Here is a 20,560-nt window from a genome sequence, read left to right as displayed (position 1 = left end):
GTCAGCGCGCGGCGGCTGGTGGTGGGCGGCTCGGGTCAGCGCGCGGCGGCTGGTGGTGGGCGGCTCGGGTCAGCGCGCGGCAGCTGGTGGTGGGCGGCTCGGGTCAGCGCGCGGCAGCTGGTGGCGGATGGCGCGGCTCAACGCGTGGCGGGCGGCGCGGGTCAGCGCACCGCCACGGCGTCGGCCGGGGTGCGGGCCGCCTGGGCCCAGCGGACCGCCGGGTCCATCGCCGCGCCCGCGGCCAGGAACACCGCGCCCAGCAGCAGCCACCCCGGCAGGCCCCACCCGACCACCACCGTGCTCAGCAGCACCGGCCCGACCGCGCGCGCCACCGACACGCCCGTGCCGAAGAACCCCTGGTACTGCCCCTGCCGGTCCGCCGGGGCCAGCGCGAAGCCGATATCCCACGTGCCCGCCGACTGCAGCATCTCGCCGAACACCTGCACCAGCGCGCCCACGACCAGTACCGCGAACGCCGTCCACGGTGACGTCCCGGCCGCCAGCGCGAAGGCCACGCAGGACACCAGGAGCAGCACGCCCGACCGGCGGACCATCCGCGCCGCCGCGCCGATGCTCGCCAGCCGCCCCGCCACGCGGACCTGCAGCAGCACCACCACGACCGTGTTGAGCACGAACAGCGCGGACACCGTCCAGCCCGGCGCGGCGGTCCGCTCGACGATCCACAGCGGGATCGCGACGCTCAGCAGCGGCATCCGCAGCAGCAGGACCGCGTTCAGCAGCGTGACCAGCGCGTACGGCCGGTCGCGCAGCACGGCCAGCTTCGGCTCGCCGGCGCGCGGCACCGACGCCGCCACGGGAGGCAGCGAGAGCATGAGCACCGCCGTCACGACGAAGGCCGCGGCGTCGAGCGCGAAGACGATGACGTACGCCGATGCCGTGTCGGCCGAGAGCGCGAGCCCGCCCAGCCCGGCGCCGACGGCGAGGCCCGCGTTGCCCGCCGACTGGAGCCGGGCCCGGATGCGCGTCCGGCGGTCCGGGTCGGCGAGCGCGGCCAGCAGGGCCTGGCGGACGGCGGCCAGGCTGGTCTGGCAGCTGCCGTACAGGCACGCCGCCAGCGCGAACAGCAGCGGCGTGCGGACGAACGGGAACACCAGGATCGACGCGCTCGTCGCCAGCGCCAGCAGGATCGCGCAGCCGCGGGCGCCGTGCCGGTCGGCGAGGTGGCCGAGTGGCACGCCCGCGACCGAGCCCACCGCCCAGCCGAGCGTGAGGCCCAGCCCGACCTGCGCGGGCGTCAGCCCGGCGACCCGCGTGAAGAACAGGACCGAGCAGGTCAGGAAGGCGCCGTCGCCGAGCGAGCCGGCCAGCTGGGCGGCGGCGAGCAGCCGCGCGGGGCGGTCCTGGGTCAGCGTCATGGAGCTACCGTAGATCGCTACTTGGCCCGATCCCAGATCCAATTCTCCAGGATCGGATTGGGCCAATGTAGGCTCGCCGGATGGACTTCCACGTCAGCCTGGCCGGGCGCGGCGACCTGTCGGTCCGGATCTACCGGCAGTTGCGGGACGCCGTGCTGGACGGCCGGCTGCGGGCGGGGGAGCGGCTGCCGCCGACGCGGGAGCTGGCGCGGCGCCTGGCCGTCTCGCGCAACACCGTCGCGGTCGCCTACGACCGGCTGACCGCCGACGGCTTCGTCACCGGTCGCGTCGGAGCCGGGACGTACGTCAGCGGTTCGCTGCCCGCGCCCAAGCCGCGCAAGGCTCCTTCGCGGCACGGGCCGCGGCCGAAGGCGGTCTGGCGCTCGCTGCCGGCGCCGGCCGCCGCGGTGGCGGGGGAGCCGGAGTTCGACTTCCGCGTCGGCGTCCCCGACCCGGCGTTGTTCCCCCTCGAGACCTGGCGGCGGCTGCTCGGGCGCGAACTGCGGACCGGCTTCGCGCACTACGTCGACCCGGGCGGCCACGCGGGTTTGCGCGCGGCTATCGCGCGCCACGTCGGCGTTTCCCGCTCGGTGCGCGCCGACGCGGACGACGTGCTCGTCACCCAAGGCGCGCAGCAGGCCCTCGACCTGTTGTGCCGGGTGCTGCTTTCCCCGGGCGACCGCGTCGCCGTCGAGGAGCCCGGCTACCGGCAGGCGAGGCTGTTGTTCGCCTCGCACGGCGCCGAAGTCGTCGGGGTGCCGGTGGACGGCGAAGGCCTCGACGTCGACGCGCTGCCGACGCGGACGAAGCTGGTGTACGTCACGCCGTCGCACCAGTTCCCGCTCGGCACGCCGATGTCCCTGGCCCGCCGCACGGCGCTGCTGGCGTGGGCCGAGAAGGCGGACGCGGTCGTCGTCGAAGACGACTACGACAGCGAATTCCGGTTCTCCGACCGGCCCCTGGAGCCGTTGCAGAGCCTGGACCGCGGCGGCCGCGTGGCGTACGTCGGGTCGTTCTCGAAGACGCTGCTTCCCATGCTGCGCCTGGGTTTCCTGGTGGCTCCGGCGTCGTTGCGCGACGCCTTGCGCGCCGCGCGCCAGCTCTCGGACTGGCACGGTGACGTCCCGGCCCAGGCGGCGCTGGCCCGGTTCGTCGACGAAGGCCTGTTCGCCCGCCACATCCGCCGTGCGACGAAGGTGTACGCGGAGCGCCACGAGCGTCTGATGTCCACTGTGGACCGGCGGTTCGCGGGCCGGCTCCGGGTGGTGCCGTCGGCGGCGGGGCTGCACCTGTGCGCGCTGGCCGACACCGACCTGGAGCCGGTCGCCGCGCGGGCCTCGGCGGCGGGAGTGGCGGTGCAGACGCTTTCCGACCTGTGCGGCGGATCGCCGTCACCGGGGCTGGTGCTGGGCTACGGCTCGATCCCGGTGGAGCGGATCGACGACGGGCTCGCGGCGCTGGATGCGGCCTGGGGCTCGACGTAGTGGTCGACCCGGCGGCGCGCGGCGATGAGCAGCCCGCCCGCCGCCGTCACCGCCGCCGTGGCGAGGACCAGCAGCCAGCCGTGGCGGAAGTCCGTCAGGTCCGGCGTGCCCGCGAAGACCGCCACCAGCACCGCCGTCCCGAGGACCGTGCCGATCTGGCGCGTCGTGTTGACCATCGACGAGCCCGCGCCCCAGCGGGCCGGCGGCAGGACCGTGCCGACCACCCCCGACAGGCTCGGCAGGATCAGCCCGACCCCGATGCCCGTGAGGAGCTGCCCGGGCAGCATCGCGCCGGCGTAGTCGGGCGTCGAGCCCATGCGCAGCAGCCAGATCAACGTGCCCGCGCCGAACGAGACGCCGCCGAGCGCGACCACCGGACCCGGGCCGAAGCGGTGCACGAACCGGCCGCCGAGGATCGACACCGGCACCACCATCAGCGGCCCCGGCGCCAGTGACAGCCCGGCCACCAGGATCGAGTCGTGCCAGATCGACGTCAGGAACAGGACGTTGCCGAACAGCATCGCGGCGAACCCGGCCGCGAACACCCCGGTCGTGACGCACGCCAGCCACAGCGTCGGGACGCGCAGGGCCGGCAGGTCCAGCACCGGCACGGCGTGCCGCGCGGAGCGCACCGGCACCCACACCAGCGCGACGGCGGCGATCGCGAAGGCGAGGACGACGGGCGCCGACGTCCAGCCGTGGTCGGGTGCTTCGACCAGCGCGTAGGCGAGGGCGCCGACGCCGGCGAGCAGGCCCGCCGCGCCGAGCAGGTCCGGGACGCCGGTGGTGGTGTCCCGCGTCTCGCGCAGCACCCGCGGCCCGGCGAGCAGCGTCAGCGCGCAGATCGGCAGGTTCACCAGGAAGACCCACCGCCACGACGCCTCGACGAGCAGGCCGCCGACGGGTGGCCCGAGCGCGGCGGCCGCGGCGCCGACGGACGCCCAGACGCCGACCGCCATCGGCCGCCGGTGGGCGGGGAACGCGGTGAGCAGCAGGGCCAGTGACGTCGGCATGACGAGCGCGGCGCCGACCGCCTGCACCGCGCGGAAGGCGATGAGGAGGGGAATGGACGGCGCGGCGGCGCACGCGGCGGAGGCGAGCGTGAACACGGCGACGCCGAGCAGGAACAGCCGCTTCCGGCCGTACCGGTCGGCGAGCCGCCCGGCGGGCGCCAGGCAGGCGGCGAACAGCACGGTGTAGCCGTTGAGGACCCACGACAGCGTGGCGAGGTCGTCGCCGGGGAAGGCGGCCCGGATCCCGGGGAACGCGATCGTGACGATGAACGTGTCGAGGCTGGCGAGGAACGCCGCCGTCGAGACGACCAGCAGCACGAGGCCGGGCTTCGGCGCGGTGTCGGTCATGGTCCTCCTAGGTTTGAAAAAGCAACCTAGCCGGATCAGGTGGGTCTCAACAAGAGACTGACCAGTTGGGCGCGATGGAGGTCACGCCGCCGGCGCTCGGCCCGGAGTGCCGCGAAGGACGCATTCGCGGCGCCGGAGGTCCCGAATGCGTCATTCGCGACGTTCTGGTGCGGGGAGGGGCGGGGAGTGGGCAGTGTGGGATCGGGAGCGGGCGGAGCGGCCGTTCCGAGGCCGGCGTTCCGAGGCGGCTCAAGCGGCCGCGGCCCGCTCCTCCGCCCTCGCCTTCAGCGCCGCGAGGGTGTGCTCGATCGACCGCACGTTGTACCCCGGCCGATCGGCCCGGCCCGTCACCCGCGGCCCCATGAACTTCCGGACCACCCAGCTGCCGATCCGGTACCAGTTCTCGGTGACCCGGCAGCCCGCCGCCGTCGGCGTCAGCACGTACTCCCACCTCGACACCCGCGACCCGATCGGGGTCCGCACGTCGAACGCGAACCGGCGGTTCTCCTCGAACGCGACGACCCGAACCCGCGTCCACCACCGCAGGTCGCCGTTGCGGTTGCGGCCGCGGAAGCGCGCGCCGAGGCCCGGCTCGTCCAGCCAGCGGCCGCCGACGTTCTCCGGGCTCAGCTCGCCCATCCGGGGCAGGTCGGTGACCCACGACCACACCGTGCCCGCGTCGGCCGGGACGTCGATGCCGCGCGAAATCGTCGGTTCCACGCCCCGACGGTGACAGCGCCCCGGCACACCCGGCAAGGGGTTCCCGCGGAGTCCGCAGCGGAGGAGAGTCGACGGTGAAAAACTCCCGCGCGGAACCGGGTTGCCGACCGCGGGTTCTGGGTATCTCGCGCGCGGAGGAGTGTCCCTACACGGAGGGTGCGGTGGTCAGCGTGATCCCGATCGAGGTGGTGGGAATGGCCGTCCCGGTGCCCGGCGAGGCGCCGCTGATGCTGTTGCGGGAGCCGGACGGGGCCCGCCGCTGGCTGGCGATCATGATCGGGTACGGCGAAGCCGAGGCCCTCGTGCGGGCGCGCGAGCAGATCGCGCAGCCGCGCCCGGGGACGATCGAGCTGCTCGGCGACGTGCTCGCGGCGTTCGGCCAGGGCGTCGCCGCGGTCGAGCTGACCGAGGTGCGGGACGGGATCTTCTACGCCGACCTCGTGCTCGCCTCCGGTACGCGCGTGTCGGCCCGCCCGAGCGACGCCGTCGCGCTCGGCCTGCGCCAGGGCGCGCCGATCAGAGTCGCCGAAGAGGTGCTCGACGTCGCGTCGGTGCAGCTGGAGGTCGAGCAGGAGGCCGAGGGCCCCGCCGCCGACGTGCTGGACACCGAGGCCGAGGTCGCCCGGTTCCGCGCCGAACTCGACGGGCTGCGTCCCGAGGACTTCGACGACCTGTAGAGAATCGGCTCCCGTACCCCAGGTGACGGGAGAGCCATGCCGGACTTCGCGACGAGCACCGAGCCGCACCGGCGTGAGCTCGTGGCCCACTGCTACCGCATGCTGGGCTCGGTGCACGAGGCCGAGGACCTGGTCCAGGAGACGCTGGTCCGCGCCTGGAAGGCGTGGGACGGCTACGACCCGGCCCGCGCGTCGGTGCGCACCTGGCTCTACCGGATCGCGACCAACGCCTGCCTGACCGCGCTCGAAGGCCGGGCCCGGCGGCCGCTGCCGTCGGGGCTCGGCCGGCCGAGCGACGACCCGGCCGCCCCGCTGACGCCGTCGTTCGAGATCCCGTGGCTGCACCCGTTCCCGGACGCGCGCCTCGACGACCCCGGCCTGCGCCTGGCCCGGCGCGGCACGCTGCGGCTGGCGTTGCTCGCGGCGATGCAGACGCTGCCGCCGAAGCAGCGCGCGGTCCTGATCCTGCGTGACGTCCTGGAGTTCAGCGCGGCGGAGGTGGCCGGCTTCCTGGAGACGACGCCGGCGGCGGTCAACAGCGCCCTGCAGCGCGCCCGCGCGGGTCTGGGCGGTTTGACCGTGGACGAAGTACCCGAACCGGACGACTCGGCGGTGGAAGCGGTCCTGGACCGGTACGTCCGCGCGTTCGAGTCCGCCGACGTCGCGGGCCTGGTCGGGCTGCTGACCGGCGACGTCGTGATGGAGATGCCACCGGTGCCGCTGTGGTACCTCGGGCCGGACGGCTACGGCCGGTTCCTGGAGCGGCTGTTCGCGATGCGTGGCCGCGACTGGCGCATGACTCGCGCGGCCGCGAACGGCCAGCCCGCGCTGGTGGCCTACTGCCGCGACGACACCGGGGTGTACCGGCTGCACACCCTGCAGGTGTTCACCGTGGCCGGCGGGCGCGTGGCGCACAACGTGGTGTTCGCCGATCCCGCCGTGCCGGCGCTGTTCGACCTCCCGGCCGTGCTGCCTTGAGTCCACAGTAGACACCGGTGGCCCGGCGCCGCGGGACTGCCGCTCGCCGGCAACCGCGATCCGGAGACGCACGCTTTCCCGGCCGGCACGCTGTTCTCTCGCACCGCCGTCGTCGTGGACGTGGCCGGACTCGGCGGGCTCCGGCCCGCGCGGTAGGTTGCGTTGCGTGCCCCGTCCCGCGACCGTGCCCGAGGCGGTGCTGCGCGTCTCGATCGTGGAGCGGTTGTTCGCCCGCGCGGACGACGAGCGCCCGCTGTTCACCCACCAGGACCACAGCCACGCCGCCGAGCACACGGTGACGTGGGCCGAGTTCGCCGCGCGGGTCCGCGTCGTCGCGGGTGAGCTGCGCCGGGTCGCCGAGCCGGGGGAGCGGGTCGCCGTCCTCGCCGGGCAGGAACTGGCTTATCCGCTCGCGTTCTTCGGCGCCCTCGCAGCGGGGCTGATCGCCGTCCCGCTGATGCCGCCGGGGAACCGCGCGCAGGCCGAGCGGCTCGGCGGGGTGCTGGCCGACTCCGGCGCGCGGGTGTGGCTGACGTCGTCGGCCGCGGCCGCGCGGGTCCGCGAGTTCGGCGACCCCGGCGCTCTCCTGGTCGTCGACGAGCTGGCCGGGCCGGGCGCCGACCCGGTGCCGGTCGCGCCGGAGAGCCCCGCCTACCTGCAGTACACCTCGGGCTCGACGCGGGAGCCGGCCGGCGCGGTGATCCCGCACCGGGCGATCGTCGCGGCCTGCTGGCAGGGCAGCCGGGCCTACGCCGTGGACGAGGGCACGACCTGCGCGGGCTGGATCCCGTTCTTCCACGACATGGGCCTGATCCAGCTGCTGTGCCTGCCGGTGTTCGCCGGCGGGCGCGCGGTGTTCATGGCCCCGGCCGAGTTCGTGCACCGGCCGCGGCGGTGGCTGCGGCAGCTTGCCGACTACCCGGCCGTGTTCACCGCCGCGCCGAACTTCGCCTACGACCTCGCCGTCGAGGCCGGCGCCGAAGACGGCCTCGACCTGTCGGACGTGCGGGTCGCGCTCAACGGCGCCGAGCCCGTCCGCCCGCGGACGGTCGAACGCTTCCTCGAGGTCTTCGGCCCCTACGGCTTCCGGCGCGAGGCGTACCGGCCGTCGTACGGGCTCGCCGAGGCGACCGTCTACGTCGCGAGCGCGGGACCGGAAGGGCCGCGCGGCGCGGTGTTCGACCGCGAAACGCTCGCGCAGGGCCGGGCCGTCGAAACCGTCGACGGCCAGGAACTCGTGTCCGTCGGGCGTCCGGTCGGGCAGGACGTGCGGATCGTCCACGAAGGACAGGAGCAGCCCGAAGGCCTGGTGGGCGAGATCTGGCTCCGCGGCCCCAACGTGGCCACCGGCTACTGGGGCCGCGGCGACGCCGCCGCGTTCGACGCGAAGCTGGCGGGCACCGGCGGCTGGCTGCGCACCGGCGACCTCGGCGTGGTGCACCGCGGCGACCTCTACGTCACCGGCCGGCTCAAGGACCTCATCGTCGTCGACGGCCGCAACTTCCACCCGCAGGACATCGAGGCGGCGGCGGGCGAGGCCCACCCGGCGGTCCGCCGCGACCGCGTCGCCGCGTTCGGCGTCGCCGACGAGCACGGCGAAGGCGCGGTCGTGGTGGCGGAGTGGGCCCGCGACGCTGACGCCGACCTCAAAGAGGTGACCCGCGCGGTGCTGCGCGCGGTGTCGCGCGAGCACGATCTCACGCTCCGTGCGGTACATCTGGTCCCTTCCGGCGGACTTCCGCGCACATCGAGTGGCAAGGTCGCCCGGTCGGCGGCGAAGGCACGTTATGGTGGCGCCCGTGGGTGATCACCGCGCCGAGGTCACGAAGGTCGTCAGCGAGACCTTCCGGCTCGACCCGGCCCTCGTCGAGCCCGACGCGCCGCTGGAGGAGCTGGGCATCGACTCGAAGGGCCGGATCAAGCTCCTCGCGGCGCTGGAGGTCTACTACGGCGTGACGATCGACCTGGACCAGCTCGATCGGTTCACCGACGTGGGTTCGGTGGCCGCCGTGCTCGCGGAAGCCCTGGGAACTGGCGGATCTACAGGAGAGGCTCGGAAATGAGCGGCGGGGGGTACACCGCGACGACGGAAGCGTTGTCGACGGCGTCCAAGACCATCGGGGACCTGGCGGAACACCTGCTGGACGACAACCCGGACCTGCAGACCCCACAGGTGACCGCGGAGGGGTTCGGCCGGGCGCACAACGCCCACGCGGCGAAGTACACCGCCGGCGCGCAGGCGCTGTGGGCCGCCGTCTCCGGCTACAGCAGCACGCTCGGCTCCTTCGGCACCAACCTCGGCACCGCCGGATCGAGCTACAGCGCCAACGAGGACAACCAGGCCGGCGCGATCACGAACGCCGGGGGCTCGCTCTGATGGCCGACGAGAACAAGAAGAAGTGGTCCGACGTCAAGGCGCTGCTGGACGACCCCAGCGTCCCGGCCCCGCAGAAGAGCGCGCTGATCAGCAGCTGGCTGCGGGAGAACCCGCCGCCCCCGCCGTTCCTGGCCGACCAGGAACCGGACGACATCAAGCAGAAGCGGCAGGAAGCCGAGAAGTACGCGAACGCGTACAACGCCAACCCGCTTTTCGCCGGGCAGTCGGTCGACGAGGCCTTCGACAAAGCCAAGTCGAGTGGTGACCAGAACTCCTACAACGAAGACCAGGAAAAGAAGGCCGTCGACGAGGGCAAGTCGAAGCTCGACGGCACCCAGCCGCCCGCGGCCGCCGACGGCGGCGGCACCACCGGGACGAAGACGTCCGACGAGATCTTCGACGCCGCCGCGCCCGCGCTGAAGCTGTTCGAGACCTTCGGGTCGCTGCTGGCCAAGATCCCGGCCGACTGCCGCGGCAACACGCGCGCGCTCGACCTCGACAAGGACATCCGCGCGCCGTTCGACGAGCAGCGCGGGATCAGCTTCGAGCACTTCATCCAGGACGCCGCGCACTTCAAGACCGGCTCGGAGACGGTGGACCGGACGGTCGAGGACACCGGTTCGCAGCTGGGCACGCTCTACAAGACGTGGAGCGGCGCGGGCGCGGACGCCGCGGCCGACACCTACAACGACAAGATCCAGCCGAAGGCGGCCAAGCTCGCCCAGACGCTCGGCAACGTCAGCGAAGCGACGCAGACCACCGCGACCACGGTGTTCCAGCTGTGCAAGGGCAAAGCCGACGCCGTCATCGGCATGTACACCGACCTGGTCGGCAAGGCCGACTACACGATGGCGCAGAAGGTCATCGCGGTCGCCAGCGGCGAGCACGGCAACGAGCAGGACCTGGCCCAGATCGCGGGCTGGATGGACCTCAACTTCGGCACCAACCTGGTCAAGACCCTCAACGACCAGGGCTGCTGCGACGGCGACGAGATCAAGAAGCACGGCCAGGACCTGGCCAAGCAGTGGATCCAGAACCAGTTCAACCCCGACATGTGGGACCGGCTGTACAAGGGCTTCGAGAAGACCTGCAAGGACACGAAGGACCTCGTCGACCAGGCCTACGACGCGCTCGACAAGGTCATGGGCGCGGTGAAGAACGAGTTCGAGGGCGTTTCGCTGCCCGGTGGGTCCGGTACGGGCGGGGCCGGTGGCCCGGGCGGTGCGGGCGCCGGCGGCGCCGGTGGCGGTTCCGGAGCGGGCAACGGGTACGGGACCGGGAACGGCTCGGGCACGGGTGGTTCCGGCGGCGGTTTCGGGTCCGGCGGTGGTTCCGGGGCCGGGGGTGGTTCCGGTTCCGGGGCGGGCAGCGGCTTCGGGTCCGGTTCGGGCAGCGGCTCGGGCATCCCGGGTGACGGTTCGGGGTCCGGTGGCTCCGGCGCCGGTGGCTCGGGCATTCCGGGCGGTGGTTCCGGCTCGGGCTCGGGGTCCGGTGGATCGGGTTCCGGCGGGTCGGGGTCCGGGGGTGGCGGTTCCGTGCCGCCGATCCCGGACACGGACACGCCTTCGGGTGCCGGGTCGGCCGGTGGTGGCTCCGGTTCGTCGGGCGGCGACCAGGAGGCGGCTGCGGAGGCGGCCAAGAAGCAGGCCGCGGAGGCCGCGGAAGCCGCCAAGAAGCAGGCTTCGGAAGCGTTGGGTTCGTTCGACGGCGGCGGGAGCGGTGGCGCCGGCCTCGGCGGTGGCGAAGGCCTGGGCGGCGGGTCCGGTTCGGGCTCGGGCTCCGGCTCGGGTTCCGATGACACGTCGCCGTCGTCCGTGCCGCCGCCTTCGTCCAGTGGTCAGGACGCCGCGGCCGCGGCCGCCGAAGAGGCCAAGAAGAAGGCCGCCGACGCGCTCAAGGAGTTCAGCGGCCCGGGGATCCAGACCGAGTCCGGCGACAGCGCCGGTTCCGGCTCCGGGGGCGGCGGTCTCGGCGGTGGCGAAGGCCTGGGCGGCGGCTCCGGCTCGGGCTCCGGTGGCGGGTCCGGCTCCGGTGGGTCCGGCGACGACGGCAAGGCGGCGGCCGAGCAGGCCGCGGAAGAGGCGAAGCAGAAGGCGGCCGACGCGCTGAAGGAGTTCAGCGGCGAAGGGATCAAGACGGATTCCGGCGACGGCGCGGGACTCGGCGACACCGGATCCGGCGAAGGCAAGGACATCGACGGGGACGGCAAGCCCGACGGTCTCGACACCGACGGCGACGGCAAGCCCGACGGCAAGGACACCGACGGCGACGGCAAGCCGGACGGCCTGCTCGGCGAAGACGGCAAGGACGCCGACGGCAAGGACGGCGACGACACCCCCGACACCCTGAAGGTCAAGCAGGGCGACAAGACCTTCGAGATGACCGAACCCGACCACGACGGGAAGATGGACATCAAGGTCGGCGCGGGAACCGACGCCGTCAAGGACTTCAAGCTCGACTGGTCCACGGACGCCGACGGGCAGAGTCCACAAGGGACGGACGACACGTACTGCCCCGGCCCGGACGGCAAGATCCACATCGAGGACGGCGACCTCAAGATCACCGCCGAGCGGCCGGACGGTCCGGACGGGCCGACCGTCGTCACCGTCGACGACGGCAGCGGCACCCCGACGACCTACACGCTCGGCGAGGACGGCAAGCCGTCGGACGTCCTCGGCGACACGCCCGGCAAGAAACTCGACGACGACCTGCCCACCCATCGCGGCACGCTCGAGGACCTCGGGTCGTCGTCCGACGGCGGCGGCTCCGGCGCGCACCACGCCGGCGATGGGCCGGGCGGGCACGAGGGTGGCGGCGCCGGCGCCCACCACGGCGGCGGTGGCGCCGGGGCCGGGATCGGCGGGGGCCCGCACGGCGGCGCCGGGCTGTCCTCGGCCGGGTTCGACTCGCACGCCGGGCTCGGCGAGACACCGGTGTCCGGCGGCGTGCACAGCGGCGCGGGTGCCGGCATGGGGCAGGCGCAGCCCGCGGCCGCGTTCGCGCCGGCGGGGGCGTCGGCCGGGACCGGCGGCCAGCCGATGTCCGGGATGCCGGGCATGGGCGCGATGGGCGGCGCCCACGGTGGTGGCGGGGGCGACACCGAGCGGCGGTCGCCCGCGTACCGGATCGAGGGCGCGGTGTTCGACAACCTCGGCGAGCCGGGCCGCCGGATCATCGGCTCCCTGAACGACGACGAAGACCCGCCGTCCGCTCGCCGGACCTGGTAGGAGGACCCATGACCGACATCGCCGCGATGAAAGCCGAGCTGGCCGGCCTGGTGCGCGAACAGTCCGAGCGGCGCGCGCTGCGCGAGCAGCGGGGCGAGGAGATCAAGGCCCGGTCGCAGGAGTACATGACCAAGCAGGTCCAGGCGGCCGAGCGGTACGTCCAGCACGTGCGCGAGATGGCACAGCGCAAGACGAAGTCGGGCTGGAGCACGGACCGCGGCACGGAACCGCCGTCGGCGTTCGACACGGACGCGTTCGGCGGCGAGCCCGGTGGGGCATCGCCGTTCGCGCCGTCGGCCGCACCGCCGCCGTCGGCGCGGGACGAGGCACCGCGGCGGGCGCGCCGAGCACGGGCGGCGGAGTCCGACGACGATTTCGACAACAACCCCTGGTGAGCCGGTAAGGCTCGCGGAGGTCGACCGCGGGTCTCCGGCGGTTGCGAGGCGGCGGCGGTGGCCGAGCAGCCGGCCCGGCGATCACGGCTCCCAGAGGTCGACCGCGATCTCCCTCAGCCGTTCGGTGAACACCCCGGCCGGGCTCGCGCGCTCCAGCAGCTCGCGCAGCCCGGCCTCGAACTCCGCGCGGCGCTCACCGAACAAGTGCGGCGCCGAGCTGGACAGCGAAAACACCCCGGCCACCACCTCGTCCACCGTCCGCGTGACCACCCGCCCCGGGACCGTGAACCGTCGCGGTCCGTGGAAGCCCGCGCCGCGGTAGATCTCCGCCTCGCCGCCCGGCGTTCCCCGCGGCAACGTTCCCTGCCCGGCCCGGCGCACCGATCCGAGGTACTCCCGCACCAGCTCGGTGATCTCCGCGCGCGGCACCGATCCGGCACCCTCGTGGGTCGCCGCGTGCACGTGGGCGCAGACCCCGCCCGGTTCCAGCATTCCGCGCACCGCCGCGGCGTCTCTCGGCCGGTCGAACCAGTGGAACGACTGGGCGAACGTCACCAGCCGGAACCGGCCCAGGCCGGCCGGTAGCTCCTCCGCGCGCCGGTGCACCCACCGGCAGCCCTCGGACAGCCGCCGCGCTTCCGCGAGCATGTCTTCGTCGGCGTCGAGCCCGACGGCCTCCTCGAACGAGCCGGCCAGCAGCAACGTCAGCGACCCCGGCCCGCAGCCGACGTCGAGCAGGCGCCCCGACCCGTCCAGGCCCAGCTCCGCCACGAACGCCTCGGCCAGTTCCGGGGGATACGCGGCGCGACCCCGCGTGTAGTACCCGGCACTGCCCGAATAGAGGGACGGATCCCACTCCCACACCTCAGCCACGCGCCCAGCGTAGATACTCGGGTGTCATGGACTCCGCGAACTGGTGGCGCGACGCCGTCGTCTACGAGGTCTACGTACGCAGCTTCGCCGACGCGGACGGGGACGGCACCGGGGATCTCGCGGGCCTGCGCTCGCGCCTGGGCTTCCTCGCCGACCTCGGCGTCGACGCCGTGTGGACCACCCCGTGGTACCGCTCGCCGATGGTCGACGGCGGTTACGACGTCGAGGACCACCGGACCCCCGACCCGCTCTTCGGCACCGATTCCGATGTCCTGGACCTCGTCGCCGAGGCGCACCGGGCCGGGCTGCGGCTGCTGATCGACGTCGTCCCGAACCACACCTCCGACCGCCACCCCTGGTTCCGGGCGGCACTGAACGGCGGGCCCGAACGCGCCCGCTACCACTTCCGGCCCGGCCGCGGCCCCGACGGCGAGCTCCCGCCGACCGACTGGCGCAGCGTCTTCGGCGGGCCGGCCTGGACGCGGGCGGCCGACGGCGAGTGGTACCTGCACCTGTTCGCCCCGGAGCAACCCGACCTCAACTGGGACAACCCGGAAGTCCGCGCCGACTTCGAGGAGCTGCTGCGGTTCTGGTTCTCCCGCGGTGTCGACGGCGTCCGCATCGACGTCGCCCACGGCCTGCTCAAGGACCCGGCCTTCCCCGACCTCGGCGCCGACGACGAGGAGATCGCACAGCCGCCGGACCGCGCCGCGCACCCGCACTGGGACCTCGACGGCGTCCACGACATCTACCGCGCCTGGCGGAAGATCGCCGGCGAGTTCGGCCCGGACCGCGTGTTCGTCGCCGAGGCGTGGGTCGACCGGCCGGACCGCCTGGCCCGGTACGTGCGCCCGGACGAGCTGCACACCGCGTTCAACTTCGACTACCTGCGCTGCGACTGGGACGCGGGCGCGCTGCGCGAGGTCGTCGACCGGACCCTCGAAGCACTGCACGCCGTCGGCGCGCCCGCGACGTGGGTGCTGTCCAACCACGACGTCGTCCGGCACGTGACGCGGTTCGCGCCCGACGGCGACCTCGCGCGTGGCCGGCAGCGGGCCCGGGCGGCGCTGCTGCTCATGCTCGCCCTGCCCGGCGGCGCGTACCTGTACCAGGGTGAGGAGCTGGGCTTGGAGGAAGTCCAGGACCTGCCGGAGGGCGTGCTCGCCGACCCGACGTGGGAACGCTCGGGCCACACGCGCCGCGGCCGCGACGGCTGCCGGGTCCCCTTGCCGTGGTCGGGCTCCGAGCCGCCGTTCGGTTTCGCACCCGACGGCGTGCGGACGTGGCTGCCGCAGCCGGAGCACTGGCGGACGGCGACGGCCGAGGCGCAGGCGGGCGATCCCGCGTCGATGCTCAGCCTGTACCGGGCCGCGCTGGCCGAGCGCCGGGCGAACCCGGCGCTCGGGGACGGGACGCTGACGTGGATGCCCTCTTCTCCCGGCGTGCTGTCCTTCACGCGGGAACCGGGCTTCGGGTGCGTGGCCAACCTGTCGGCGGAACCGGTCGAACTCCCGGCCGGCGACCGGGTTCTGCTGTCCAGCGTGCCGCTCGATGACGGCAAGGTGCCGCCGGACGCCGCGGTGTGGCTCGCCAGGAGGTGAAGCGACGTCACCCGGCGGGTTTGACTCCGTAGCGGCCGGGTACCCGGTCGCGTTCGCTGCCGCCGTTTCGAGCCGGAGGTCGTCCGATGCCCGTCCGATCCGCCGCCCCGCCCGCCACCGACGTCGTCGGCCTGGCGCTGGAAGTCCTTGCGGCCCAAGGCATGAGCCGTCCCGCCGCGCAGACCGCCCTGAAGGCGATGGCCCAGGAGAGAGGCCTGACGGTGGCGCGGTGCGCGGCGCTGGTCGTGGCCGCCGTCGACGGGAGGATGGGCTGATGGCCGTCGCCGGCGGGTTTTCGCGCGCGGGCAACGACGACACCGCCTCCGTCGGCGGGGGCGTGCTGCTCGCCGTCGGGCTGGTCGTCGCGTTCTTCACGTGGTGGTCGTGGTGGACGGTCGCGGGGATCGCGCTGATCGTCGCCGGCGTGCTGTGGCTCACGGTGGGCGACCGGCACGAGTAAGCGGGCCGCGACCGGGAAAGCCTCTCCCACACCACCGACGAGGAGGCTTTCCGTGCCCGACCACGACGAGGACGTCATCGAACTGCTGCAGCGGCAGCACCGCGAAATCCGGGAGCTGTTTGCCGCGCTGGAAACCGCCGAGGACGACCGGCGGCGGGAGGTGTTCGCCGATCTCGTGCGGCTGCTGGCCGTGCACGAGACGGCGGAAGAACTGGTGGTGCACCCGGAGATCCGGGACCTCGAGCCCGCGGCCGGGCCGGTCGTCGACGCGCGGCTCGGCGAGGAGCACCGCGCGAAGGAACTGCTGACCACCCTGCAGAAGATGGGGCCCGGCGCCGACGGGTTCGACACGCTGCTCGTCCAGCTGCGCGACGACGTCCTCGCGCACGCCGACCACGAGGAGCGCGAGGAGTTCCCGCTGCTGCGCGCCCACCGGCCGCCGGAGCGGCTGCGCGCCATGGCCGCGACCGCCAAGCTGGCCGAAGCCGTCGGACCGACCCGGCCGCACCCAGGTGTCGAGAGCGCGACGGCGAACCTGGTGCTGGGCCCGCCCGCGGCGATCATCGACCGGGCGCGCGACCTCATCCGCGGCGCGCTGGGGCGGTGAGGGCCGTAACGTCCGAAGAACCTCGAGCGCCCCGGGACCCGGAGGAGTTCGCGGAGGAGGCCGGGCTCGACCCGACGCCGCAGGAAGTCGAGGAGTACCAGGAGCTGGCGAAGAAGAACCCGCCCTGGTCGTCGCCGGACTGAGTGGGTACCCCTTCGGCATGGCAGACGGTTCCGCCCGCAAACTGCGGCGCTACCAGGAGATGCGTGACTTCGGCCGGACCGCCGAGCCGGCCGGCGGGGCCGCGGGCGGGCCGGGAGGGCACCGGTTCGTGGTGCAGCGGCACCGCGCCCGCCGCCTGCACTACGACTTCCGGCTGGAGCTCGACGGCGTGCTGGTCAGCTGGGCGGTGCCGAAGGGCCCGACGCTGGACCCGAAGGCCCGCCGGCTGGCCGTGCACGTCGAAGATCACCCGATCGAGTACGCCGACTTCGAAGGGGTGATCCCGCGCGGCGAATACGGCGGCGGGGACGTCATCGTCTGGGACCGTGGCGAGTGGCGGCCGGTCGACGCGGACCCGGCGAAGGCGATCGAGGACGGCACTCTGCACTTCGACCTCGACGGCGAGAAACTGGCCGGCAGGTTCGTGCTCGTCCGCACCAACCGCGGCGAGAAGGACCAGTGGTTCCTCCTGCACAAGGAGGACGACCACGCCGAAGCCGGCTGGGACGCCGAGAACCACCCGCGCTCGGTGAAGAGCGGCCGCACGAACGAGGAGGTGGCAGCCGCGCCCGGCGCGTTGTGGCACGGCGACCGGCCGGCCGCGCAGGCGGAGGAGACCGTCGGGTTCACCGCCGCCACCGACGACGAGCTGGCGGCCCTCGACGACCTCGGCGCCAAGGGCAAGTGGTCGGTCGCCGGCCGCGAGCTGTCGCTGACCAACCTGGACAAGGTCCTCTTCCCGCCGGCTGGGGCCGGTGAGCCGGTGACCAAGCGGGACCTGATCCGCTACTACGTCACCGCGGGCCCGGTCATGCTGCCGTACCTGGCGGGCCGGCCCCTCAACACGCACCGCTTCCCGCAGGGCGTCACCGAGACCGGCTTCTGGCAGAAGGAAGTTCCCAAGCACGCGCCCGAGTGGCTGACGACGTGGCGCAACGAGCGCGCCGCGGCGGGGGAGAGCCAGCGGTACGTCGTGGCGGACAGCGTCGCGACGCTGGCGTGGCTCGCGAACTACGGCGCCCTGGAGCTGCACGCCTGGACGTCGCGTGCCGCCGACGTCGACCACCCGACGTGGGTGCTGTTCGACATCGACCCGGGCCCGGAGACATCGTTCGCCGAGGTCCTGGAACTGGCGCGGCTGCACCGCACGGCGCTGGAGCACCTGGGCCTGACCGGGCGGCCGAAGGTGACCGGGCAGCGCGGGATCCAGGTGTGGGTGCCGATCGCGCCGCACTGCACGTTCGAGCAGACGCGGGAGTGGGCGGAAACCGTGTCGAAGACGATCGGGCGGGTGCTGCCGGACCTGGTGAGCTGGGCGTGGTCGAAGGACAAGCGCCGGGGCCGGGCCCGGCTCGACTACACGCAGAACGTGCTGAACAAGACCCTGGTGGCGCCGTACAGCGTGCGCCCGCGGCCGGGCGCGCCGGTGTCGGTGCCGCTGGAGTGGGCCGAGCTGGACGACGACGGCCTCACCCCGGACCGCTGGACGATCCGGGACGTCCCGGAGCGGCTGGCGAAGCACGGCGACCCGTTCGCGGTGCTGCTCGGGATCGAGCAGAAGCTGCCGGGCCTGTAAGGGCTCGTGAGCGCGTAACAGTGCTCTAACACTGTTACGCACTCACGAGAGGGGTCAGGCGTGGACGGTCTCGAGCTTCCGGGGCTGCAGCCGGTCGAGGTCGGGGCGGGACAGGTGCGGCCGGCCGCCCGCGTGCTCGGTCGTCGCCGCGGCGGCCGCCACCGCCAGGCACGCCGCCGTCTCCAGCGGGCGGCGGCGGGTCAGCGCCGCCGTCAGCGTCGCGACCAGCGCGTCGCCCGCGCCGGTCGGGTCGACGACCTCGGTCTCCACATGCGGCACGAACCACGACTCCGCCGGGCCCGCGAAGAGGTTCCCCTGCCCGGCCACCTCCAGCACGACCAGCGACGGCCCGCGGTCCCGCAGGTCGGCCGCCGCGCGGGCCGCGCTCGCGACGTCGTCCACCGGCCGGCCGGTGAGCAGCTCGGCTTCGTGCCCGTCGGCGCGCACGACGTCGGCCAGCGCGAGCAGCTCGTCGGCCCGGTCTTCGGGTGCCCCGTCCAGCACGACCCGCGTGCCCGCGGTGTGCGCGAGCCGCGCCGCCAGCAGCGCCGCCGGGGCCGGCTGCTGCAGCTGGACGATCAGCGAGCTCGCCGCCGAGATCGGCGCGGACGCGGCGAAGACGTCGGTCTCGGTCACCAGCGTCCCCTCCGGGACGTGCTCGAGGTAGCGGCGGCGGCCGTGGGCGTCGACGACGTCGATGAGCAGAGCCGTCTCGGTGCCCGGCCGGCGGACCACGTGCGACGTGCCGATCCGGTCGGCGCGGGCCTGCGCGCGCAGGGCGTCGCCGGTGCGGTCCCGGCCGACCACGCCGACCAGCGACACGGCCACGCCGAGCTGGCTCAGCGCGACGGCCTGGTTGGCGCCCTTCCCGCCGAGCATCTCCTTCCGGTGCTTCACCGGCGCCGAGGAGTCGGCGCCGGGCGCGTCCGGGACCTCGACCACCAGGTCGCGGGCGATCTGCCCGACGACCACGACTTCGCTGTACATCACCGGTACCGCCGGTCGGTCATGGCGCCTCCTCGGTTGGCGTAGATCGGCTACCCGGTTCCGCGCGGTGGGTAAACCGCACGTTCGGGTCGCGCGGCCGCCGTCACCGGGTGATCCGCCGTTCCCCCGGACGGCGGTACCGGTTCGCCCGCGTCCCGGAGGTGGATCGCCTCGTCTCCGGGTAAATCAGGGAGACGAGGACACGGGTGGAAGCGAGGTTCGGGTGACCGAGACGTTGGTGAACGCGGCGGACCGGTGGAGACCGCTGACCGAGTTGCTGGGCGCGCTGCTCGAGCGGATCACCGCCGAGCTGCCGGGGTGCCTGGGCGCGGGACTCACGGTGGGGCAGGGCGGCCGCCCGCCGCGGGTGCTGGCGGCCGCGGGCGTCGCCGCCGGCCTGCTGCCCGTTTCGCTGGCGGAGGGCGGCCCGGTCGCCGTCGCGGCCGCCACCGGTGAGCCGGTGACCACCGACGACCTCTTCGCCGACGAACGCTGGCCCGGGCTTTCCGGTGCCGTCACGGGCCGCCCGGAGCTCGCCGCGATCCACGGCGCGGCCGCACTGCCCGGCCTCTGGGAGGACACCGGCGCGTTCGTGCTGTCGGCGGTGTTCGACCGGCCGCTCGACGCCGGAGTCCTGAGCGTCCTGCGGCGCTACGAGAAGCTCACCGAGACGACCCTGGTGGTCGCCGAGACCGCCACCTTGGGCGACCCGGACCAGACGCTGGATCTGCTGGCCTCCCGCGCCGCCATCGAGCAGGCGAAAGGCGTGGTCATGGCGGTCCGGCGGTGCGCCCCGGACGAGGCCTGGCAGACGTTGCGCCGGGCCAGCCAGGAGTTCAACGTGAAGGTCCGCGAGCTGGCCGTCGCGCTGGTCGAGCACGTCGGCGGCGGACGCGCGCCCGGGCCCGGCGGCGCCCCCGAGATCCGCCCCGGCGCCCCGGCCCGGCACGCGGCCGAACGGCTCTGGTCGGCGTTCACCGCGGAATAGGGCGTTTCCGTTCCGGCGGTTTGGGTATCAAGACCCCGACCTTGATCACCCCACCCGCGACGCCGGCCCCGGACGCCGGCGCGGAAGGCCTGCCGAACCCGTGTCCCCCACGTCCCCGGTCCCCACCCGGTCCGCGCCGCTCACGGCGCGCCGTACGGAGTATCGCCCCGGTCTGCTGGTGCTGACCTTCGCCGGCGAGATCGACGCCCTGACCCTGCCGATCCTGGAACGCGAGCTGGCGGCGTCCCCACCGGGGACCACGGTGGTCGACCTCACGCAGGTGGCGTTCCTCGGCCTGGCCGGCGCCCGCGCCCTGGCGGCCGCCGCGCAGCTCGCGAGCACGGAGGGCGGGCGGTTCGGGGTGGTGGCGAACAGCCGCACGCTGGCCCGGCTGTTCCGGATCACGGGGCTGGCGGCGGTGGTGCCGATGTTCGCGTCGTTGTCGGACGCGCTGCGCGAGCTGCTGGCCGCGGGGGTGCGGGACACGGCCTNCGCGTGATCGCGGCGACGGGCTCGGCGAGCACGATCGCGAAGGTCCCGTACGAGGAGGCCTACGGCGACGGGTACGAGGACATGCAGCGCCGGATCCCGGACTGCACACGGGCGAACCAGCAGATCGGCTTCTCGCCCACGCGGACGCTGGACGACATCATCTCGGCCGTGGTCGCCGACCGCCGCGGTTCCTGATCCGGTCCCGATGTAGTGAATGAC

The 20,560-nt window shown here is 74.0% G+C and carries 22 protein-coding genes; 17 read left to right on the top strand and 5 right to left on the bottom strand.

Annotated elements, in window-relative coordinates; translation table 11 throughout:
- Positions 1 to 161: 161 nt before the first annotated feature.
- Positions 162 to 1,376 (bottom strand): MFS transporter, encoded by a 1,215-nt coding sequence (locus ABFJ78_RS39645; protein ID WP_436392596.1) that lies wholly within the window; start codon positions 1,374 to 1,376, stop codon positions 162 to 164.
- Between the two features lie 80 nt (positions 1,377 to 1,456).
- Here ABFJ78_RS39645 and ABFJ78_RS39640 point away from each other — a divergent pair, with 80 nt between their 5' ends.
- Positions 1,457 to 2,860, top strand: coding sequence for a PLP-dependent aminotransferase family protein (locus tag ABFJ78_RS39640; protein WP_436392595.1), 1,404 nt, complete (start codon positions 1,457 to 1,459; stop codon positions 2,858 to 2,860).
- Here the strand turns inward: ABFJ78_RS39640 and ABFJ78_RS39635 are convergent.
- Entirely contained in the window at positions 2,788 to 4,221 is a 1,434-nt protein-coding gene (locus tag ABFJ78_RS39635; RefSeq protein WP_436392594.1) for an MFS transporter, read from the bottom strand. The genes ABFJ78_RS39640 and ABFJ78_RS39635 overlap by 73 nt on opposite strands.
- A 249-nt stretch (positions 4,222 to 4,470) precedes the next feature.
- Positions 4,471 to 4,941: an SRPBCC family protein gene (locus ABFJ78_RS39630; protein ID WP_436392593.1), complete on the bottom strand. Its 471-nt coding sequence runs from the start codon at positions 4,939 to 4,941 to the stop codon at positions 4,471 to 4,473.
- 161 nt (positions 4,942 to 5,102) lie between these two features.
- Here ABFJ78_RS39630 and ABFJ78_RS39625 point away from each other — a divergent pair, with 161 nt between their 5' ends.
- From ABFJ78_RS39625 to ABFJ78_RS39595, 7 genes are all read left to right on the top strand, one after another.
- A complete protein-coding gene (locus ABFJ78_RS39625; protein ID WP_125307654.1) occupies positions 5,103 to 5,618 on the top strand; it encodes a bifunctional nuclease family protein in 516 nt (171 codons plus the stop codon).
- Between the two features lie 36 nt (positions 5,619 to 5,654).
- Complete coding sequence (locus tag ABFJ78_RS39620; protein WP_436392592.1) at positions 5,655 to 6,596, top strand: sigma-70 family RNA polymerase sigma factor; 942 nt, start codon at positions 5,655 to 5,657, stop codon at positions 6,594 to 6,596.
- 166 nt (positions 6,597 to 6,762) lie between these two features.
- Positions 6,763 to 8,403: a fatty acyl-AMP ligase gene (locus ABFJ78_RS39615; RefSeq protein WP_436392591.1), complete on the top strand. Its 1,641-nt coding sequence runs from the start codon at positions 6,763 to 6,765 to the stop codon at positions 8,401 to 8,403.
- Positions 8,396 to 8,659: an acyl carrier protein gene (locus tag ABFJ78_RS39610; RefSeq protein WP_372672530.1), complete on the top strand. Its 264-nt coding sequence runs from the start codon at positions 8,396 to 8,398 to the stop codon at positions 8,657 to 8,659. The genes ABFJ78_RS39615 and ABFJ78_RS39610 overlap by 8 nt, the downstream gene beginning before the upstream one ends.
- Positions 8,656 to 8,973 (top strand): hypothetical protein, encoded by a 318-nt coding sequence (locus ABFJ78_RS39605; RefSeq protein WP_436392590.1) that lies wholly within the window; start codon positions 8,656 to 8,658, stop codon positions 8,971 to 8,973. Before ABFJ78_RS39610 ends, ABFJ78_RS39605 begins: the two co-directional genes overlap by 4 nt.
- A complete protein-coding gene (locus ABFJ78_RS39600; RefSeq protein WP_436392589.1) occupies positions 8,973 to 12,200 on the top strand; it encodes a WXG100 family type VII secretion target in 3,228 nt (1,075 codons plus the stop codon). Before ABFJ78_RS39605 ends, ABFJ78_RS39600 begins: the two co-directional genes overlap by 1 nt.
- An 8-nt stretch (positions 12,201 to 12,208) precedes the next feature.
- The gene (locus tag ABFJ78_RS39595) at positions 12,209 to 12,595 is read left to right on the top strand and encodes a hypothetical protein (RefSeq protein WP_436392588.1); all 387 of its coding nucleotides are present in this window, start codon (positions 12,209 to 12,211) and stop codon (positions 12,593 to 12,595) included.
- An 81-nt stretch (positions 12,596 to 12,676) separates the two neighbouring features.
- On the opposite strand, the gene ABFJ78_RS39590 is transcribed toward ABFJ78_RS39595, so the two are convergent.
- The gene (locus ABFJ78_RS39590) at positions 12,677 to 13,468 is read right to left on the bottom strand and encodes a class I SAM-dependent methyltransferase (protein WP_436392587.1); all 792 of its coding nucleotides are present in this window, start codon (positions 13,466 to 13,468) and stop codon (positions 12,677 to 12,679) included.
- Positions 13,469 to 13,494: 26 nt separating this feature from the next.
- Here ABFJ78_RS39590 and ABFJ78_RS39585 point away from each other — a divergent pair, with 26 nt between their 5' ends.
- The 6 genes from ABFJ78_RS39585 (at position 13,495) to ligD (ending at position 17,874) form a co-directional block, all read left to right on the top strand.
- Positions 13,495 to 15,069 carry a glycoside hydrolase family 13 protein gene (locus ABFJ78_RS39585; protein ID WP_436392586.1) on the top strand — a complete coding sequence of 525 codons (1,575 nt, stop codon included), beginning with the start codon at positions 13,495 to 13,497 and terminating at the stop codon, positions 15,067 to 15,069.
- Positions 15,070 to 15,155: 86 nt separating this feature from the next.
- On the top strand, positions 15,156 to 15,344 hold the full coding sequence (locus tag ABFJ78_RS39580; RefSeq protein WP_436392585.1) for a hypothetical protein: 189 nt from the start codon (positions 15,156 to 15,158) through the stop codon (positions 15,342 to 15,344).
- Positions 15,344 to 15,529: a hypothetical protein gene (locus ABFJ78_RS39575; RefSeq protein ID WP_436392584.1), complete on the top strand. Its 186-nt coding sequence runs from the start codon at positions 15,344 to 15,346 to the stop codon at positions 15,527 to 15,529. Before ABFJ78_RS39580 ends, ABFJ78_RS39575 begins: the two co-directional genes overlap by 1 nt.
- A gap of 52 nt (positions 15,530 to 15,581) precedes the next feature.
- The gene (locus ABFJ78_RS39570; protein WP_436392583.1) at positions 15,582 to 16,136 is read left to right on the top strand and encodes a hemerythrin domain-containing protein; all 555 of its coding nucleotides are present in this window, start codon (positions 15,582 to 15,584) and stop codon (positions 16,134 to 16,136) included.
- Positions 16,133 to 16,279 (top strand): hypothetical protein, encoded by a 147-nt coding sequence (locus tag ABFJ78_RS39565; protein WP_436392582.1) that lies wholly within the window; start codon positions 16,133 to 16,135, stop codon positions 16,277 to 16,279. The genes ABFJ78_RS39570 and ABFJ78_RS39565 overlap by 4 nt, the downstream gene beginning before the upstream one ends.
- Before the next feature lie 17 nt (positions 16,280 to 16,296).
- Positions 16,297 to 17,874, top strand: a complete 1,578-nt coding sequence (gene ligD, locus ABFJ78_RS39560) for a non-homologous end-joining DNA ligase (protein ID WP_436392581.1) — start codon at positions 16,297 to 16,299, stop codon at positions 17,872 to 17,874.
- Between the two features lie 54 nt (positions 17,875 to 17,928).
- Here the strand turns inward: ligD and ABFJ78_RS39555 are convergent, their stop codons facing one another.
- The gene (locus ABFJ78_RS39555) at positions 17,929 to 18,861 is read right to left on the bottom strand and encodes a PfkB family carbohydrate kinase (protein WP_436392580.1); all 933 of its coding nucleotides are present in this window, start codon (positions 18,859 to 18,861) and stop codon (positions 17,929 to 17,931) included.
- 223 nt (positions 18,862 to 19,084) lie between these two features.
- Here ABFJ78_RS39555 and ABFJ78_RS39550 point away from each other — a divergent pair, with 223 nt between their 5' ends.
- The 3 genes from ABFJ78_RS39550 to ABFJ78_RS39540 all read left to right on the top strand — a co-directional run bounded on the left by ABFJ78_RS39550 (position 19,085) and on the right by ABFJ78_RS39540 (position 20,536).
- Positions 19,085 to 19,849 carry an ANTAR domain-containing protein gene (locus ABFJ78_RS39550; protein ID WP_436392579.1) on the top strand — a complete coding sequence of 255 codons (765 nt, stop codon included), beginning with the start codon at positions 19,085 to 19,087 and terminating at the stop codon, positions 19,847 to 19,849.
- 100 nt (positions 19,850 to 19,949) lie between these two features.
- A complete protein-coding gene (locus ABFJ78_RS39545; RefSeq protein WP_436392578.1) occupies positions 19,950 to 20,348 on the top strand; it encodes an STAS domain-containing protein in 399 nt (132 codons plus the stop codon).
- On the top strand, positions 20,345 to 20,536 hold the full coding sequence (locus tag ABFJ78_RS39540; protein WP_436392577.1) for a hypothetical protein: 192 nt from the start codon (positions 20,345 to 20,347) through the stop codon (positions 20,534 to 20,536). The genes ABFJ78_RS39545 and ABFJ78_RS39540 overlap by 4 nt, the downstream gene beginning before the upstream one ends.
- Positions 20,537 to 20,560: the final 24 nt, after the last annotated feature.

The organism is Amycolatopsis sp. MEPSY49 (genome assembly GCF_051337345.1).
Taxonomy (GTDB): domain Bacteria; phylum Actinomycetota; class Actinomycetes; order Mycobacteriales; family Pseudonocardiaceae; genus Amycolatopsis.
The sequence above is the reverse complement of the archived record's forward strand: the minus strand, read 5'-3'. Positions and strand labels throughout refer to the sequence as shown.

Bases quoted from the DNA above. Each gene is read 5' to 3' on its own strand.
- ABFJ78_RS39640 (WP_436392595.1), top strand. From the start codon at position 1,457: ATGGACTTCCACGTCAGCCTGGCCGGGCGCGGCGACCTGTCGGTCCGG.
- ABFJ78_RS39645 (WP_436392596.1), bottom strand. From the start codon at position 1,376: ATGACGCTGACCCAGGACCGCCCCGCGCGGCTGCTCGCCGCCGCCCAG.
- ABFJ78_RS39575 (WP_436392584.1), top strand. From the start codon at position 15,344: ATGGCCGTCGCCGGCGGGTTTTCGCGCGCGGGCAACGACGACACCGCC.
- ABFJ78_RS39605 (WP_436392590.1), top strand. From the start codon at position 8,656: ATGAGCGGCGGGGGGTACACCGCGACGACGGAAGCGTTGTCGACGGCG.
- ABFJ78_RS39555 (WP_436392580.1), bottom strand. From the start codon at position 18,861: ATGTACAGCGAAGTCGTGGTCGTCGGGCAGATCGCCCGCGACCTGGTG.
- ABFJ78_RS39585 (WP_436392586.1), top strand. From the start codon at position 13,495: ATGGACTCCGCGAACTGGTGGCGCGACGCCGTCGTCTACGAGGTCTAC.
- ABFJ78_RS39580 (WP_436392585.1), top strand. From the start codon at position 15,156: ATGCCCGTCCGATCCGCCGCCCCGCCCGCCACCGACGTCGTCGGCCTG.
- ABFJ78_RS39635 (WP_436392594.1), bottom strand. From the start codon at position 4,221: ATGACCGACACCGCGCCGAAGCCCGGCCTCGTGCTGCTGGTCGTCTCG.
- ABFJ78_RS39600 (WP_436392589.1), top strand. From the start codon at position 8,973: ATGGCCGACGAGAACAAGAAGAAGTGGTCCGACGTCAAGGCGCTGCTG.
- ABFJ78_RS39620 (WP_436392592.1), top strand. From the start codon at position 5,655: ATGCCGGACTTCGCGACGAGCACCGAGCCGCACCGGCGTGAGCTCGTG.
- ABFJ78_RS39595 (WP_436392588.1), top strand. From the start codon at position 12,209: ATGACCGACATCGCCGCGATGAAAGCCGAGCTGGCCGGCCTGGTGCGC.
- ligD (WP_436392581.1), top strand. From the start codon at position 16,297: ATGGCAGACGGTTCCGCCCGCAAACTGCGGCGCTACCAGGAGATGCGT.